This is a genomic window from Rhodococcus aerolatus, assembly GCF_054783215.1.
In genome coordinates this window covers 87,083-103,811 of record NZ_BAAGQZ010000013.1, presented here as the reverse complement: position 1 = coordinate 103,811, position 16,729 = coordinate 87,083, and the positions used below count along the sequence as shown (strand labels likewise).

Here is a 16,729-nt window from a genome sequence, read left to right as displayed (position 1 = left end):
TCCCACCGCCACGGCCCCCCGGCGGCCCGCCCCCGCGCCCGACTCGTGCCACGGCGTCCGGTGTGGACGGTCCGTCCCCGCCCGCCTGACGCGACACTCACACCGCGCTGCCCCGGCCGGGCCGTGCCCGCGCGGATGCTCACGGTGTGGCCAGCACCGCGACCCGGCGCCCGACCCCGGACCCCACCCGGCGCCCGTCCAGGCGCCCCTCCCGCCGCCGGCCCCGCACCGCCGCCCGCGCCGTGCACGGCTGGCTGGACCGCCCGTTCACCTCGCTGCACCTCGTGCTCGGCACCGGGGCGCTGCTGACCGTGTTCGGCCTCGTCATGCAGCTCTCCGCCTCCGACATCACCTCCTACCTGGCCGACGGCTCCGCCTACGCCCTGTTCGACAAGCAGGCCCTGTTCACGGTGGTGGGCGTGGTGGCGCTGCTCGTCACGGTCCGGGTCCCGGTGCGGGCGCTGCGGCGCTGGTCCGGACCCGCCCTCGCCGTGTGCCTCGTGCTGCTGGTGCTGGTGCTCGTCCCGGGCCTGGGCCACGTCGCCCACGGTGCGAGCAAGTGGTTCGACCTGGGTCCGGTGGCGTTCCAGCCCGCCGAGCCCGCCAAGGTGGCGCTGGCCGTGTGGGGGGCGCACGTGCTCTCACGGCCCCGCGACCCGGCCGCGCCGCTGCGCTCCCTGCTGCTGCCGCTGGTCCCGGTGGGAGTGCTGGTGCTGGCGCTCGTGGTCGCGCAGCCGGACCTGGGCACCGCCATCTCCCTCGGGGTGGTGCTGCTGGCGCTGCTGTTCTTCGCCGGGGCGCCGCTGCTGCTGTTCGCCGGGGCCCTGGGCACCGCGGTGGCGGGGGTGGCGGTGCTGGCCGTGACCGCGGGCTACCGGGCCAGCCGGGTCACCTCGTTCCTCGACCCCGCCGCGGACCCGCAGGGCGCCGGCTACCAGGCGCTGCAGGCCCGCGACGCCCTGGCCGACGGCGGACTGCTGGGCGCCGGGCTGGGAGAGGGCGCGGCGAAGTGGAGCTACCTGCCGAACGCCCAGAACGATTTCATCTTCGCCATCGTCGGGGAGGAGCTGGGCCTGCTGGGGGCGCTGGTGCTGCTCGCGCTGCTGGCCACCCTCGCCTGGGCGGGCCTGCGGGTCGCCGCCCGCTCGGCCGACCCGTTCCTGGCCCTGCTGACCTCGACGCTGACGGTGTGGCTGCTGGCCCAGGCGCTGATCAACATCGGCTACGTGGTGGGCCTGCTGCCCGTCACCGGGGTCACGCTGCCGCTGGTGTCCGCGGGCGGGACGTCCAGCGCGGTGACCCTGGTGGTGATCGGGCTGCTCGCCTCGGCGGCCCGCGCCGAGCCCGCCGCCCGGGCGTCGCTGCTGGCCCACGGCCCGGACCGGGTGAGCCGGCTCCTGCGCCTCGGGGTGCCCGCCGCGGCCCGCCACCCCGTGGCACCCCGGCGCGGGTTGACCGGGGACCGGGACGGGGTGAGGCTCACCGGGTCCGGACGGCGCGGTGCGGGGCAGCCCGTCGCGCGCCGGCCACCCCGGCGGCGCTGAGCTGCAGCGCCGCCCCAGCCCCGAGGAGCCCGCGTGCACCAGGTCTACGTCTGCTACGGCCAGCCCACCGACCCGGCCGCGTTCGACGACTACTACCAGCGCACCCACGTCGACCTCGCCAAGAAGATCCCCGGCCTGGTCCGCTTCACCATCGGCAAGGCCGAGTCGATGGACGGCGGGGCGCCGCCGTTCTACATGGTCGCCACCCTGGGCTTCGAGACCGCGGAGTCGATGGCCGCCGGGCTCTCCTCGCCCGAGATGGCCGCGGCCGGCGCCGACGTCGCGAACTTCGCCACCGGCGGGGCCACCCTGTTCAAGGCCCCCGAGCAGGTGCTCGTCGGCTAGACCGGCCGGGGCGGGGGCGGACGGCCCCGGTCGGGCGCACGATGGTGGGGTGACCCGCCGGACCGTGCTGCTCACCGGGGCCGCGCTCGTGGCGCTGCTCGTCGCCGCGGTGCTCGTCGTGCTGCACCCCCCGGCGACCACGCCGGCGGTGACGCTGCCCGCCGGCGTGGTCACCGACCGGTTCGACCTGCCCGGCGGGGCCGCCGCGGTGCGGGCGCAGCCGGGCCCGGGCACCCCGCGGCCGCTGGCGCTGTGGGTGCACGGCTCGGGGGCCGACGAGGACGACCCCGTCACCGGCTTTGGGGCGGGCTTCACCGCCGCGCTGCTGGCGGACGGCTGGGTCGTCGCCTCCGCGGTGGCTGACGGCAACGCCTGGGGCGACGCCGCGTCCCAGGACGACTACCGGGCGCTCGTCCGGGCTGCGGCGCAGCGCTACCCGCTCGGGCCGGTGGTCGTCGTGTCCGTGTCGATGGGTGGGGTGGCCGGGCTCGACCTGGCCTCCGACGGCACGGTGCCGGGCGTCGTCGGGTGGCTCGGCGTCTCCGCGGTCACCGACCTGGCGCAGGCCCGCACCCGGTTCCGCGGTGTCGACGCCGTCATGACGCCCGCCGAGGTGGCCGCGGCCGACCCGTCGCAGCGGCCGGTCACCGACTACGCGGGGCTGGCGGTGGTGCTGCGCTCCGCCACCGACGACGACCGGGTGCCCACCGCCACCCAGGCCGCGCCGTTCGCGGCCCGGGTGCCCGGGGCGGACCTGCGGCCCTGCACCGGGGGCCACGTGAGCGCCGACTGCTTCCACCCCGACGACGTGCTCGCGATGCTGCGCTGAGCCCGCGGGCAGCGCCGCCCGCTCAGACGTTGCGGCGGTACTGGCCCCCCACGGTGAAGAACGCCTGCGAGATCTGCCCCAGCGAGCAGTGCTGCACCGCGTCCATCAGCGCCGCGAAGACGTTGTCCCCGCCCAGTGCCGCGGTCTTGAGCCGGTCGAGCGCGGCCTCCGCGTCGTCGCGGTGGCGGGCCTGGAAGTCCGCCAGCCGGTCGAGCTGGCCCTGCTTCTCGGCCTCCGTGGCCCGCGCGAGCTCCACGGGCCCGGGCGGGGTCTCGTCGCGCTTCGGGTCGAGGAACGTGTTGACCCCGACGATGGGCAGCGAGCCGTCGTGCTTGCGGTGCTCGTAGGTCATCGACTCGTCCTGGATGCGGCCGCGCTGGTAGCCGGTCTCCATCGCGCCCAGCACGCCGCCGCGCTCGGCGATGCGGTCGAACTCGGCCAGCACCGCCTCCTCCACGAGGTCGGTCAGCTCCTCGATGATCCAGCTGCCCTGCAGCGGGTTCTCGTTGTCCGCGAGGCCCCACTCCTTGTCGATGATGACCTGGATGGCCAGCGCCCGGCGCACCGACTCCGCGCTCGGGGTGGTCACGGCCTCGTCGTAGGCGTTGGTGTGCAACGAGTTCGCGTTGTCGTAGATCGCGCACAGCGCCTGCAGCGTGGTGCGGATGTCGTTGAAGTCCATCTCCTGGGCGTGCAGGGAGCGCCCCGAGGTCTGCACGTGGTACTTCAGCTTCTGGCTGCGGTCGTTGGCGCCGTAGCGCTCCCGCATGGCCACGGCCCAGATGCGCCGGGCCACCCGGCCGATGACGGAGTACTCCGCATCCATGCCGTTGGAGAAGAAGAAGGACAGGTTCGGGGCGAAGTCGTCGACGCTCATGCCGCGGGCCAGGTAGGACTCCACGTAGGTGAAGCCGTTGGACAGCGTGAACGCCAGCTGGCTGATGGGGTTGGCCCCGGCCTCGGCGATGTGGTAGCCGGAGATGGACACGGAGTAGAAGTTCCGCACCTGGTGGTCGATGAAGTACTGCTGGATGTCGCCCATGCAGCGCAGCGCGAACTCGGTGGAGAAGATGCAGGTGTTCTGCCCCTGGTCCTCCTTGAGGATGTCGGCCTGCACCGTGCCGCGGACGTTGGCCAGCACCCAGGCGGTGAGCTCCTCGCGCTCGGCGGCGTCGGGCTCGCGGTCGTGCTCGTCGCGGAACCAGGCCACCCGCTGGTTGATCGCGGTGGTGAGGAACATGGCCAGGATCGTCGGGGCGGGGCCGTTGATCGTCATCGACACCGACGTGGTCGGCGAGCAGAGGTCGAACCCGCCGTAGAGGACCTCCATGTCCTCGACGGTGGCGATGGAGACCCCGGAGGTGCCGACCTTGCCGTAGATGTCGGGCCGGCGGTCGGGGTCGCGGCCGTAGAGGGTGACCGAGTCGAAGGCGGTGGAGAGCCGGGTGGCCTCGTTGCCCTCGCTGAGCAGCTGGAAGCGGCGGTTGGTGCGGAACGCGTCGCCCTCCCCGGCGAACATCCGCGCCGGGGCCTCGCCGTCGCGCTTGAACGGGAAGACGCCCGCGGTGTACGGGAAGTAGCCGGGCAGGTTCTCCCGGCGCAGGAAGCGCACCAGCTCGGCGTCGTCGGTGGTACGGGGCAGCGCGACCCGGCTGACCTTGGAGCCCGACAGGGTCTCCCGGCGCAGCGGCACCCGGATCTCCTTGCCGCGCACCGTGTAGACGAGCTCGTCGCCAGAATACTCCTCGACCGTGGCGGGCCAGCGCTCGAGCTGCCGGGCCACCAGCGGGTCCAGGGTGTCCTCGACCCGGGCGAGCGCCGCCTCGAGCTGGGTGGTGGCCTCGCCGTCGACGTGGCCCAGCGCGGTGCGCAGGTGCTGGCGGGTGCGGGCGTGCCCGGCGTGGGTCTCGGTGTGGGCGTGGTAGCCGCGGACCGCGTCGGCGATGTCGGCCAGGTAGCGGGCCCGGTTGGACGGCACCACCGAGGTGAGCCCCGAGGAGGCGACGACGTCGACGGCGGGCAGCACCCCGGCGGTGCGGGGCATCCCCTTGCCCACGAGCTCGTCGCGCAGGTGCTGGTAGAGCGCGGTGACGCCGTCGTCGTTGAAGCGGGCGGCGGAGGTGCCGAAGACGGGCATGTCCTGCCAGGACTTGCCGAACGCCTCCCGGTTGCGCAACAGCTGGCGGGCGACGTCGCGGCGGGCGTCGTCGGCGCCGCGGCGCTCGAACTTGTTCACCGCCACCACGTCCGCGAAGTCGAGCATGTCGATCTTCTCCAGCTGCGAGGCGGCGCCGAACTCCGGCGTCATGACGTAGAGGGAGACGTCGGCGAACGGCACGATGGCGGCGTCGCCCTGCCCGATGCCGGGGGTCTCGACGACGACGAGGTCGTACCCGGCTGCCTTGGCCGCGGTGATGACGTCGTCGAGGTGCTCGGGGACCTCCGCGCCGGGGGTGCGGGTGGCCAGCGAGCGGAAGAAGACCAGGCCGGTGTCGCCGCCCGCCCCGTCGGCCAGGGAGTTCATCCGGATGCGGTCGCCCAGCAGGGCCCCGCCCCCGCGGCGGCGGCTGGGGTCGATGGCGATGACGGCGACGCGGAGCTTGTCCTCGGTGTCGATGCGGAAGCGGCGCACCAGCTCGTCGGTGAGCGAGGACTTGCCCGAGCCGCCGGTGCCGGTGATGCCCAGGACGGGCACGGTGCGCGCGGCGGCGGCGTCGCGCAGCCGGGCGAGCAGGTCGTCGGAGCCGCGGCCGGCCTCGAGCACGGTGATGGCGCGGGCCAGGGCGGCCGGGTCCCCGGAGAGCACGGCGTCGACGTCCGGCGGGGTCTCGGTGAGGTCGACGTCGCACGCGGCGATGAGCTCGTTGATCATCCCGGGCAGGCCGAGGCGCTGGCCGTCCTCGGGGGCGAAGATGGAGACGCCGCGCTCGCGCAGGGTGGCGATCTCCTCGGGGACGATGACGCCGCCCCCGCCGCCGAACACCTGCACGTGCCCGGCGCCGACCTCGGCGAGGCGCTCCTTGAGGTAGCTGAAGTACTCGACGTGCCCGCCCTGGTAGGACGACAGCGCAACGCCCTGCGCGTCCTCCTGGACCGCGGCGGTGACGACGGCCTCCACGGAGCGGTCGTGGCCGAGGTGGATGACCTCGGCGCCCTGGGACTGCAGCACCCGCCGCATGATGTTGATGGCCGCGTCGTGGCCGTCGAACAGGCTGGCGGCGGTGACGAACCGGACCGGGTTCACCGGCTGGTGCAGCGCCGGGCGCTCGGCGGCGGCGCGCTCGACCTGGGTGGTCGACTCCGCGGCGTCGCGGCGGTCGGCGGCGGTGGCGCTCGGCATGGCACTCCTCCCCGGCGCGGGGGTCGTCGCCGGATTTAGTAGGACGTCCAGGTAATTCCGGCCCGACTGTAGCGCGCGGGTGACCCCAGGCACACCCGGACGGCCCCGGCCCCCGCACGCCCCCGCGCACTGCCCGCACTGTGTCCCGGCGGCACGCCCGGGCGCGGACACACTGCCCGCAGTGTGCGCCGGCAGGCTCGGGACGGGGGCGGGGCGTGGGGTCAGGAGCCGCGCAGGCCGGGGAACTCGTCGTCGCGCCACTCCGGCACCCCGGCCCCGGCGTCGTCGAAGCGCTGCTGCTCGAGGGTGCGCAGCTCGACGCGGCGGATCTTGCCGCTGATCGTCTTGGGCAGCTCGGCGAACTCGATGCGCCGCACCCGCTGGAACGGGGCCAGGTGCTCGCGGGCGTGGCGCAGGATGGCTTCCGCCGTCTCCGCGGTGGGCTCGTGCCCCGCGGCGAGCAGCACGAACGCCTTGGGCACGGCCATGCGCACCGGGTCGGGCGCGGGCACGATCGCCGCCTCCGCCACGGCCGGGTGCTCGAGCAGCACGCTCTCGAGCTCGAACGGGCTGATCTTGTAGTCGCTGGCCTTGAACACGTCGTCGGTGCGGCCGATGTAGGTGATGTGCCCGTCCGCGTCCCGGCTCGCCACGTCCCCGGTGTGGTAGTAGCCGCCGGCCATCGCGGCGTCGTTGCGGACGGGGTCGTCGGTGTAGCCGATCATGAGCCCGACGGGCCGCTCGGTGAGGTCGAGGCAGATCTCGCCCTCGTCGGCGAGCTCGCCGGTGAGCGGGTCGACCAGCACCGACGGCACCCCGGGCAGCGGCCGGCCCATGGAGCCGGGCACCAGGACCTGGCCCGGGGAGTTGGCGATCTGCACCGAGCTCTCGGTCTGGCCGAAGCCGTCGCGGATGGTCAGCCCCCAGTGCTCGCGCACCTGGGCGATGACCTCCGGGTTGAGCGGCTCGCCCGCGGCCACCGCCTCGCGCACGGACCCGGCCCCGCCGGAGAGGTCGGACTGGATGAGCATGCGCCACACCGTCGGCGGGGCGCAGAAGGTCGTCACGCCGCAGCGGCGCAGCTGGTCCTGCAGCCGGGCGGCGTCGAAGCGGGTGTAGTTCGAGATGAAGATCGTGGCCCCGGCGATCCAGGGCGCGAACACGTTGCTCCACGCGTGCTTGGCCCACCCGGGGGAGCTGATGTTGAGGTGCACGTCGCCGGGCTGCAGGCCGATCCAGTACATCGTGGACAGGTGCCCGACGGGGTAGCTGACCTGGCTGTGCTCGACCAGCTTGGGCCGGCTCGTGGTGCCCGAGGTGAAGTACACCAGCAGCGTGTCGTCGGGCTGCGTCACCGAGGTGCGCACCGTGCCCGGCTGGTCGTCGGCGTCGGTGTAGCGGCCCCACCCGGGGACGTCGCCACCGACGGCGGTGCGGCCGTAGCTGCCGGGGACCGCCTCGAACTTGGCCGCGTCGGCGGCGTTGGCGATGACGTGCACGGCCCGGCCGCGCTCCACCCGGTCGGTGAGGTCGGCGGGTCCCAGCGCGGTGGTGGTCGGCATGATGACGGCCCCGAGCTTGGCGATGGCCAGCAGCGACTCCCACAGCTCGACCTGGTTGCCCAGCATGAGCAGCACCCGGTCGCCCTTGCCCACCCCGGCGGCCTCGAGCAGGTCCGCCACCTGGTCGGAGCGCCGGGCCATCGCGTCGAAGCTGTACCGCGTGCCCGGGTCGTCCGCGTCGTCGTCCTCCTCGACGATCCACAGCGCGGTCGCGTCGTTGCCGCGGGCGGTGGCGTCGAACCAGTCGATCGCCCAGCAGAACGGGCCGTCGAAGGTGGGCCAGGTGAACTCGGCGCGGGCGGCGTCGTAGTCGGTGCGGTGGCGCAGCAGCAGGTCCCGGGCGGCGCGGTAGCGCTCGGTGGCGGAGTCGGGCGCTGCGGTGGGGCTCGGCATCGGTGACGGCCTTCCTCGTCGGCGGGTGCTCGGCGGTGAGCACGCCGGGCCAGTCTCGCCCCCGGGGACGGGCGGCGTCGAGGCCCGCGCCCCGGTGCGCCGGGCCCTCCCGCGCGCCAGACTGTCCGGCGTGGGCTCGGACGGTGCCGGTCGGCGGGGTGAGGGGCAGAGCGCTGGTCGTGGCGGGGCCCGTCCGCTCGCCGTCGTGCTCGCCGCCGCGGCCCTGGCGGCCTGCGGGTACGGCGGCGGTCTCGTGGTGCTCCGCGACCGGGCCGCGGCGGACACGCCCCTCGCCGTCGGACCCGTGCTCACCGGGCCCACCCGGTTCGAGCCCGAGCCCGCGCTGGACCTGCCCGAGCTCGCCGCGCGGGTGGCCCCCGGGGTGGTGCGGGTCGACGCCGTCGCCGGGCGCAGCAGCGGCCAGGGCTCCGGGGTGGTGCTCAGCGCCGACGGGCTCGTCGTCACCACCGACCACGTCGTGGCGGCCGGGGTCACCGCCGGCTCGCAGGGCCTGCGGGTCAGCTTCCCCGACGGCACCTCCTCGACCGCCACCCTCGTCGGCCGGGCCCCCGAGGCGGACCTCGCCGTGGTCAAGACCGACGACGGGGCGCCGCGGACCCCGGTGCCGCTGGGCAGCTCGGCCACGCTGGCCGTGGGCCAGGACGTGGTGGCCGTCGGCTCGCCGCTGGGGCTGGCCGGCACCACCAGCGAGGGCATCGTCTCCGCGCTGGCCCGGGCGGTCCGCACGGACGTCACGGGCCGGGGCCGGCTGACCGTGCTCGACGCGGTGCAGACCGACGCCGCGGTGAACCCGGGCAGCTCCGGGGGCGCGCTGGTCAACCGGGCCGGGCAGCTCGTGGGGCTCACCGTGGTGCCGCCCGCGGACCCCGAGGCGGCCGCGGCCGGGCAGGCCCCCGCCCCGCCCACCGGGTACGCCGGGGTCTCCTACGCCATCCCCGTCGACCAGCTGACCCGGCTGGCCAACGAGCTGGTGCAGGCGGGCACGGCCACCCAGGCCGTGCTCGGGCTGGGGCTCGCCCCGCCGGGGCCCAACGGCTTCGGCACCCCCGGGGGCGGCGCCACCGTGGCCTCGGTCGTGCCCGGCGGCCCCGCCGACCGGGCCGGGCTGGCCGCGGGGGACGTGGTGACCCGGCTGGGGGAGCGGGTGGTGCGCGACGGCGACTCGCTGGCCGCCGCGCTGCGCGCCGCCGCCCCCGGGCAGGAGGTCGACGTCGCGCTGGCCCGGCCGGAGCGGACGGTGCGGGTGACGCTGGGCTCCCGCCCCGCCTGAGCCACCGAGCAGGCCACCGCGAGCACCGCCAGACTGCGGGGGTGCCCCGTGCCACCCCCGCCCGGTCCCGCCCCGTCGTGCTCGTGACCGGGGCGTCGTCCGGCATCGGCCGGGCCACCGCGCAGCTCTTCGCCCGCCGCGGCGCCGCCCTGGTGCTGTGCGCGCGGTCGGCCGACCAGCTGGCCGAGACCGCCCGCACCTGCGAGGCGTCGGGGGCCGAGGTCGAGGTCGTCGTCACCGACGTCGCCCACGCCGACCAGGTCGACGCCGCCGTGGCCCGCGCCGTCGAGCGGTTCGGCCGGCTCGACACGGTCGTCAACGTCGCAGGCATCACCGCCTACGGCAGCCACACCGAGACCCCCGCCGAGACGTTCGACCAGGTCATCGCCGTCAACCTCGTCGGCGCGGCCAACGTGGCGCGGTCGTCGCTGGCGGTGTTCCGGGCCCAGGAGGCGGGCACGCTGGTGCTCGTCGGCTCCCTGCTGGGCCGGGTCGCGGTGCCCCTGATGGGGGCCTACGTGACGTCGAAGTGGGGGTTGCGCGGCCTGGTGCGGGTGCTGCAGCAGGAGAACCGGGACCTGCCCCACGTGCACGTGACCACCGTGGCCCCCGGCTCGGTGCGCACCGAGATCTACGAGCGGGCGTCCTCGACGGGCGGCCGGGGCGGCTCGACCCCGCCGCCGTCCACGAGCCCGGAGCACGTCGCGGTGGAGATCGCCGCCGCCGTGCGCAAGCCGGGCCGCGAGCACGACGTCGACGCGCTCGGCGGGGCGGCGAACAAGGTCATCAGCGCGGCCTTCGGGGTGGCGCCGGCGGCGTACGACGCGACCATCGGCACCCTCATGCGCGCCTTCGGCACCCGCGGGGGCCGGGACGACGACGAGGGCAACGCCTTCACCTCCGGCTGAGCCCCTCCCACCCGACGCACCGCGGGGCGGGTGCCGACCGTCACCGGCCGGCGCCCGCCCCGTGGGACGTCCGGGACTACCTCACCTTGGGCGAGCGCGGGTCCGGGGTGTAGGGCAGCGGCGTCACCGTGCCCAGGGCGCTGAGGAAGCTCGCGTCCTTCGGCGACCCGACGCCGGTGGCGGTGTCGTAGCCGCGCACCGACTGCAGGCTCTGCGCCGGGGACTCGAGCACGCGGACGCTGTAGGTGCGCCCGCCCGCCGCGGACTCCGAGTCGGTGTAGTTGACCCGGAACACGTCCGGCGTGGTGCCGAACTCGGCGGGGCTGCTCAGGTCCGCCTCGTCGACGTCGTAGATCGTGGCCGGGGCCTGCCGGTACGCCGCGTAGATGCGCGGGTTGAGGAAGCCCAGGTCACGCCCGGCCTTCTGGTTCGCGACCGCGGCCATGCCCGCCATCAGCGGCGCCGCCAGCGAGGTGCCGCCGATGCGGTACTCGTCGTAGTAGGTGCCGTTGCTGAACTGCTGGGTCTGCCCGACGAGGAACCCGGTGTTGGGGTCGGCCAGGGCCGAGATGTCCGGCACCGCACGCCCGGTGGTGCCGTTCGCCCCGGTGGTGCCGTCGCGCGCCCCGTCGGTGATGCCCTGCTGGTAGCTGGGCTGGGGGAAGACGGTGCTGATGCCGCCACCGCCCCCGCCGAAGAAGCTGGGCGTGCCGGTGTCGACGGTGCCGGTGAACGCGTACTGCGTCGCGGTGGGCAGGGCCGTGCCCGCGGGCAGCGGGGCCAGCGTGCCCTCGGCGGCGCGGAAGCCGGTCTGCCAGCCGACCTCGAACGACCGCGTCCAGCCGGGCTGGTTCACCGGGTTGGCGGGGTCGTCGATGCCGTAGATGCCGCCGCCGGACGCGGACGACGCGGCGGGGATGGCCGCGGCCCGGCCGCCGCTGGGGAAGACCGACCCGCCGGACCCCGCGACGATGGCGGCGGACGTGCCGCCGACGGCGGTGACGTTGGGGGAGTTGGCGTAGAAGTCGACCGAGGTCCGGCCGAGCGCGTCGAGCTCGTCGCCGCCGTCACCGCTGGAGACGAAGACGCCGATCCCGGTGGCGGCCGCCTGGGCGAAGATCCCGTTCAGGCTGTTGACGAAGCCCTGCGGGACGGCCTCGCCGCGGAAGCCGTAGCTGATGGACAGGATCGAGGCGAGGTGCTTCTTGACGACCTCGCTGACGCTGCGGTCGAAGTCCTGGTTGGCGTTCGACGAGGCCACGTAGAGCAGCTTGGCCGCGGGGGCGGTGGTGTGGATGGCCTCCGCGTCGAGGGTCTGCTCGCCGAAGAACGCGCCCGGGTCGTTCTTGGGCGTCGTCGGGTGCTGGAAGATGCCCGGCGGCACGATCTGCTGGATCTGCGGGTCGGGCAGGTTGTGCAGCCGCGAGTACTGGGTGACGTCCTGCGTGATGGTGGGGCTGGCGTTGGCGCCGACGAAGGCGACGGTCTGGCCCGCGCCGGTGTCGGCCGAGCCCAGGCCGTACAGGCCGCGGACCTGCGCCGGGGTGTACCCGCAGGGGGCCAGGGGCTTGACGGTGCTGCCGTCGACCGCGGTGGGCAGGGTGACCGTCTTCTCGCCCCACGAGGTCGAGCAGGGGGTGCCGACGCGGAAGCCGACGCCGGGGGCGGCGACCTTGGCCGGGGTGGTGCCGTCCGGTGCCTCGCCCTGCGGGGTGGCCTGGGGCGACACGCTCGCGCCCTCGTCCAGGCCCACGACCGCGCTCACCGTGCCGGCCAGGGCGGCGGGCACGCTGGGGGCCGTCTCGGGCGAGCGCAGGGTGGTGCCGAACGCGGAGTACTCGCCCAGGGTGGTGGCGAAGGCCGTCTCGGCCTGGGCGGCGGTGCCCTGGACCGCGACGTACTGGCGGTCGGCCGGGGTGTCGACGACGGTGAGGCCCGCGCCGGTCAGCCACCGCGCCACGGCGTCGGCGTCACGCTGGGCCGGGGCGAACCGCGCCTGGAACTGCTCCGGGGTGAGGTACTTGCCGTAGTCCGGGCTGCCGGGGGTGGTGACGGCCGCGGTGGTCGCGGCGAGGCCGGCCGGGTCCCGCCAGGGCAGGTAGACCCGGGCCGTGACGGGGGTGTCGGCGGGGGTCGGGGCCAGCAGCGCGGCGGGTACCGCCCAGCTCGGCTGGCTGTCGGCCAGGGCGGCCCGGGAGGGGCCGGCTGCGGCCGTGGTCGCTCCCCCCACGGCCAGCGCCAGGGCGGCGGTGACGGCCACCCCCGCGGCGGTGCGGGTGCTCCTGCGTCGTGGTGATGCGCGCACGTCGTCTCGCTCTCGTGAGCCGGTCCTGGGTGTCGACCGGGTGCAGAGCAGTCCAGCACACAAGTGTGTAGTGCGCGTAACTAAAGAGCAGGTCAACGACCCGTGTACGACGCTTTACCCGGGCCGTCGGCGAGGAACGACGCCACCGCACCGCGCAGGTCGTCGGTGTCGAACAGCGCGCCGGACACCGCCCCGGTGCGGGCGTCCGCGGCCCGCACCCCGTCGCGCGCCGCGGTGGCCACCAGCTGCTTCGTCGCGGCGTGCGCCCGGGTGGGCCCGGCCGCGAGCCGGTGCGCGAGGTCCCGGGCGGCCGCGGCGAACCCGTCGTCGGGCAGCACCCGGTTCACCACGCCCCATCGCTCGAGCGTGGCGGCGGGGAACCGCTCCCCGGTGAGCACGAGCTCGCGGGCCCGGGCGGGGCCGGCCCGCTCGGTCAGGCGCTGCGGCCCGCCCATCGACGGGGTGAGCCCGACGACGACCTCGACGAGGCCGAAGGACGCGGACTCGGCCGCGACGAGCAGGTCGCAGGCCAGCGCCAGCTCGAACGCCGCGGTGAGCGTGAGCCCGTGGGCGGCGAACACCGTGGGCACGGGCAGGTCCTCCAGCGCCTGCGGCAGCCGGATCAGCCTGTCCCACAGCGCGGCCCCGGTGCCGACCGGGTCCCTGCCCGCGGCGACGTCGGCGAACTGGTGCACGTCGACCCCGGCGGAGACGACCCGCCCGCGGGCCTCGACGAGCACCGCCCGGGCGCGGTCGTCGCGCGCCGGGTCGGTCAGCACGCCCAGCTCGTCGACCACCCTCTCCCAGGCGGCGAAGACGGTCTCGTCGAACAGGTTCAGCGGCGGGTTCTCCAGCACGACGACGGCGAGGTGCCCGTCGCGCTCCACGCGCACCGGCGCCGGCCCCTCCCCGCTCACCGGTACACCGCCGTGACGCTGCGGAACGCACCGAGCGCGTGGTCGGCCCGGAAGTGCTCGTGGTCGGCGGCCACCCGGTCCGCCGCGGCCTCGGCGAAGCGCAGCACGTCGTCGACGAACAGCTCGCGGTTGCCGACGGCGTCGAGGATGGCCGGCTCGACGTCGTGGTCCACCAGGCCCGCCTCGTCGGACCCGGCGTGCGCCTGGGCGAGCGACGCCCCGCAGATCGCCGCGTACTTGCGCCACTGCTTGCCGGAGAGGTCGTCGAGGTCGATGTCGTCGCGGTAGGGCGCGCGCTCCCGGACCATGTAGCTGGTGCCGTCGAGCTCGGCGTAGCCGTAGAACCGGTCGCCGCGCACCAGGTGCACCCGCTGGGCGTGCGCGATGCGCTCCCCGCGGCCGTCCACCACGTACGGCGACTCCTGCACCAGGCCGTCGAGGGCGGAGCGGCGGGCCTGCTTGACCTCGAGCAGCAGGTCGTCGGTGCCGTCGCGGCGCGGGCCCTCGACCATGAGGTAGTAGCGGTCGAGCCCGAGCGACGCCGTCCCCTGGCCCTTGCGCTCGCAGACGTCCTTGACCCGCATGCGTCCCGCCCGCTCCGGCACGGTGATGTCGTTGTCGCGCACGTAGCGGTCGAGCAGCGCCTGGAACTCCTCGCGCCGGTGGGTGATCGGCACGTGCTCGTCGTCCGCCCGGAAGCCCGTCGCGTGCTCGTCGGTGTACTTGCGCGCCAGCCACTCCTCGCGCGGCTCGAGGGCGTCCTGGATGAGCGTGCGGATCAGCTTGGGGGCGTTGTCCTGCCGCACCTGGGTGTCCTTCTCGGTGCCGCGGGAGGCGAAGCGCGCCACCGCGTCGACGTAGCCGGAGAGGAAGGCGCGGACGATGCGGCGGCCGTCGTCGCGGTCCTCGCCCTCCTCGGCGGAGGCCAGCAGGAACCCGGTCGCGCCCCGCTTGAGGTCCCAGGTGAACGGGGCGTAGAACGCCTCGTCGAAGTCGTTCGGCCCGAAGATGGGCACGTCGTCCTGGTCGGGCATCACGCCGAAGTTCTCGGGGTGGACGTCGCCGAGGGCCAGGACGGTGGGCATCCACGCGTCCTCGCCGGCCATGTCGCGGTAGAACAGCAGCGCGGTGCCGCGGAAGAACGAGAAGACCGACCCGGCGAGCTTGTCGAACTTGCGCTGCGCCTCGACCTCCGCGCCCGCGATGCGGTGGTGGTGGTCCTCCCGGATGGTCTGGCGCACGTGCTGGCGCCGGTCGTCGCCGGTGAGCATCCGGGGCAGCACCACCATCTCGCCACGGGCCCGGGCGGCGGCCAGGGCGGCGAAGACCTCGCGGCGGTCACCGGCGTCACCCCGGGCGGGGCGGGACTCGTCGCTGCCCCCGGCGGCACCGCTGCGGGTGCCGGAGCGGGCGCCCACGTCGTCACGGGCCCGCTGCTCCAGCGCCTCGCGCAGCTGGTCCTTGCTCATCCGGCTGCGACCGGGCAGGTCGCGCTGCCGGGCGAGCGCGACGAGCTCCTCCCGGGTGGCCTGGGACAGGTCGGGCTCGTCGGGGCGCGAGGTCATGGCCGGACCGTAGCGAGCCGCGCGCGGCGCCGCGGCACGAGCACCGGGGCCGCGGCGGGGGTGGCGCGCTCGGCCCCGCTCAGCCGGCGCCGGCGCGCCGGGCCGGGGGCCAGCCGGGCACCGGCGCGGGCGGGTCGCCGCGCTCCGCCGCGATGCGGTCGCGCAGCACGGCCAGCAGCCGGTCGACGCTGCGCCCGGACCCGAAGAGCTCTGCGACGGTGCGACGCTGCCGCTCGCGCAACGGGTCCGGGTGCCCGGCCAGGAACGGGGTGGCGGTGTCGCGGGCCTCGGGGAGGGTGCGCACGCCGTGCACCCCGGCCCGCACCAGCTCCCCGGCGGCGGTGAACGGGCGGTGGCCCTCGCGATCCAGGAACACGACGGGCCGGCCGACGACCTGGGGCTCCACGAGCATGCTCAGCCCGTCGGTGACCACCACGTCGCACGCCGCGAGCAGGGGCGCGTAGTCCCCGGTCTCGGCGACGACGGTGTTCGGCAGCGACTCCCACCGCCGCCGCCAGTCCCGCAGCCGCACCGCCGAGAAGGGCGAGTCGGCCGTGGCGGTGTAGGGCGTCAGGGCGGGGTGGGGCATGAGGACGAAGTCCACGTCCGGCCGGGCCCTGGCCCACCCGAGGGCCTGCTCGGCCACGGCGGGGAACGTCCCGAAGTCGGCCCACCCGCGCCCGATGCTGTGGTGGGCCGACCACACGACCCGGGGCCGCCGGGCCCGGTGGGGACGGTCGAGCGGCCAGCGCGGCTCGGCGGACCGCAGCCGGTCGACCTTGGGGTGCCCGACGACGGCGAACTGCTCGCCGCCGCGGGCCCCGTCACGGGCGGCGACGCGGAGCGCCCCGTCGTCGGCGCACGTGACCAGCCAGGCGGCGCGGTGGAACGGGCTGTCGACGGCGCTGTTGGTGACCCCGGGCGGGTCGGCGTTGACGACGAGGTTGACCGTCTCGTACGGCACCAGGCAGAGCCGGGCGAAGCCGAGGCGCTCGGCGTGCAGCTCCGGCAGCACGTCGGCGTCCCACTGCGACTGCCGGAAGACGAGGTCGGGGTCCAGCGAGCGGACCAGCGCGAGCACGTCCCCGTCGGCGGCGCCGCCCGCCCGCAGGTGCGCCACGCCGCGCTCGGACAGCCCGCGGTGCACGCGGTCCTCCCCGACGAACCCGTCGTCGCCGTGGAAGTGCCGCGGGCAGGAGACGACCACCGGGTCGAAGTCGCGGGCCCGCACCATCTCCTCGACCAGCTCGTGCAGGCTGTCCCACGCCTCGACGTGGTGGACCAGGAAGACCACTCAGGTGGTGCGCCCGCGCAGCGTGGCCCGGGCCGCCGCCAGGTTGCCCACCGCGCGCAGCTCGGCCAGGGCGGTACCGAGGGCGGCGTCCCGCTGCGCCAGCTGCTCCTCGGCCCGCACGGCACGGTCCTCGAGGTGCACCGTCCGGGCGTGCGCGTCCTCGACCCGCGCGCGCAGCTGCGCCAGCTCGGCCTCCACGAGCCCGAAGCGGCGGACCAGGTCGCGGGCGACGCGGACCGGGTGGCGCGGATCCATCCGTCGTCCTCCCCCGAGGTACGCACCCGCAGCACCGGGTGTTTGCGAATAGTTTACCGATGGTTCACCGCGGCGCGGGGACCGGCGCACCCACCGCCCCACCGTCGGCGGGTCCGCTGCGAGACTGGGGCGGTGACTTCCCGTGCCCCCGCCGCGACGCAGGACGAGACGTGAGGCTGCG

12 protein-coding genes are annotated in these 16,729 nt (G+C 75.5%); 5 read left to right on the top strand and 7 right to left on the bottom strand.

Annotated features, from left to right (window positions below):
• Nucleotides 1-146: 146 nt before the first annotated feature.
• From ftsW to ACYVOF_RS06415, 3 genes are read left to right on the top strand one after another with little or no spacing between them, the layout of a single operon-like run.
• Nucleotides 147-1,544, top strand: coding sequence for a putative lipid II flippase FtsW (gene ftsW, locus ACYVOF_RS06425; RefSeq protein ID WP_460864840.1), 1,398 nt, complete (start codon nt 147-149; stop codon nt 1,542-1,544).
• A gap of 33 nt (nt 1,545-1,577) precedes the next feature.
• Nucleotides 1,578-1,889, top strand: coding sequence for an EthD family reductase (locus ACYVOF_RS06420; protein ID WP_460864838.1), 312 nt, complete (start codon nt 1,578-1,580; stop codon nt 1,887-1,889).
• 49 nt (nt 1,890-1,938) lie between these two features.
• Nucleotides 1,939-2,718: a hypothetical protein gene (locus ACYVOF_RS06415; protein ID WP_460864837.1), complete on the top strand. Its 780-nt coding sequence runs from the start codon at nt 1,939-1,941 to the stop codon at nt 2,716-2,718.
• A 22-nt stretch (nt 2,719-2,740) separates the two neighbouring features.
• On the opposite strand, the gene icmF is transcribed toward ACYVOF_RS06415, so the two are convergent.
• Nucleotides 2,741-6,058: a fused isobutyryl-CoA mutase/GTPase IcmF gene (gene icmF, locus ACYVOF_RS06410; protein ID WP_460864835.1), complete on the bottom strand. Its 3,318-nt coding sequence runs from the start codon at nt 6,056-6,058 to the stop codon at nt 2,741-2,743.
• 221 nt (nt 6,059-6,279) lie between these two features.
• Entirely contained in the window at nt 6,280-8,013 is a 1,734-nt protein-coding gene (locus ACYVOF_RS06405; RefSeq protein WP_460864834.1) for an AMP-binding protein, read from the bottom strand.
• 205 nt (nt 8,014-8,218) lie between these two features.
• Here ACYVOF_RS06405 and ACYVOF_RS06400 point away from each other — a divergent pair, with 205 nt between their 5' ends.
• A complete protein-coding gene (locus tag ACYVOF_RS06400; protein ID WP_460864833.1) occupies nt 8,219-9,304 on the top strand; it encodes a S1C family serine protease in 1,086 nt (361 codons plus the stop codon).
• 41 nt (nt 9,305-9,345) lie between these two features.
• Nucleotides 9,346-10,212 (top strand): SDR family NAD(P)-dependent oxidoreductase, encoded by an 867-nt coding sequence (locus tag ACYVOF_RS06395; protein ID WP_460864831.1) that lies wholly within the window; start codon nt 9,346-9,348, stop codon nt 10,210-10,212.
• Between the two features lie 76 nt (nt 10,213-10,288).
• Here the strand turns inward: ACYVOF_RS06395 and ACYVOF_RS06390 are convergent, their stop codons facing one another.
• From ACYVOF_RS06390 to ACYVOF_RS06370, 5 genes are all read right to left on the bottom strand, one after another.
• Entirely contained in the window at nt 10,289-12,472 is a 2,184-nt protein-coding gene (locus tag ACYVOF_RS06390) for a S53 family peptidase (protein WP_460864829.1), read from the bottom strand.
• 137 nt (nt 12,473-12,609) lie between these two features.
• Nucleotides 12,610-13,434 (bottom strand): enoyl-CoA hydratase/isomerase family protein, encoded by an 825-nt coding sequence (locus ACYVOF_RS06385; protein WP_460864828.1) that lies wholly within the window; start codon nt 13,432-13,434, stop codon nt 12,610-12,612.
• The gene (locus tag ACYVOF_RS06380; RefSeq protein WP_460864826.1) at nt 13,431-14,999 is read right to left on the bottom strand and encodes a DUF2252 family protein; all 1,569 of its coding nucleotides are present in this window, start codon (nt 14,997-14,999) and stop codon (nt 13,431-13,433) included. Before ACYVOF_RS06380 ends, ACYVOF_RS06385 begins: the two co-directional genes overlap by 4 nt.
• 79 nt (nt 15,000-15,078) lie before the next feature.
• Entirely contained in the window at nt 15,079-16,293 is a 1,215-nt protein-coding gene (locus ACYVOF_RS06375; RefSeq protein ID WP_460864824.1) for a glycosyltransferase, read from the bottom strand.
• Nucleotides 16,294-16,548, bottom strand: coding sequence for a hypothetical protein (locus tag ACYVOF_RS06370; RefSeq protein WP_460864823.1), 255 nt, complete (start codon nt 16,546-16,548; stop codon nt 16,294-16,296). It abuts the gene before it with no gap.
• Between the last annotated feature and the right edge of the window lie 181 nt (nt 16,549-16,729).

What these genes read in the sequence shown, in the direction of transcription:
- ACYVOF_RS06370 (WP_460864823.1), bottom strand. Translation starts at nt 16,548, where the DNA reads ATGGATCCGCGCCACCCGGTCCGCGTCGCCCGCGACCTGGTCCGCCGC.
- icmF (WP_460864835.1), bottom strand. Translation starts at nt 6,058, where the DNA reads ATGCCGAGCGCCACCGCCGCCGACCGCCGCGACGCCGCGGAGTCGACC.
- ACYVOF_RS06380 (WP_460864826.1), bottom strand. Translation starts at nt 14,999, where the DNA reads ATGACCTCGCGCCCCGACGAGCCCGACCTGTCCCAGGCCACCCGGGAG.
- ACYVOF_RS06405 (WP_460864834.1), bottom strand. Translation starts at nt 8,013, where the DNA reads ATGCCGAGCCCCACCGCAGCGCCCGACTCCGCCACCGAGCGCTACCGC.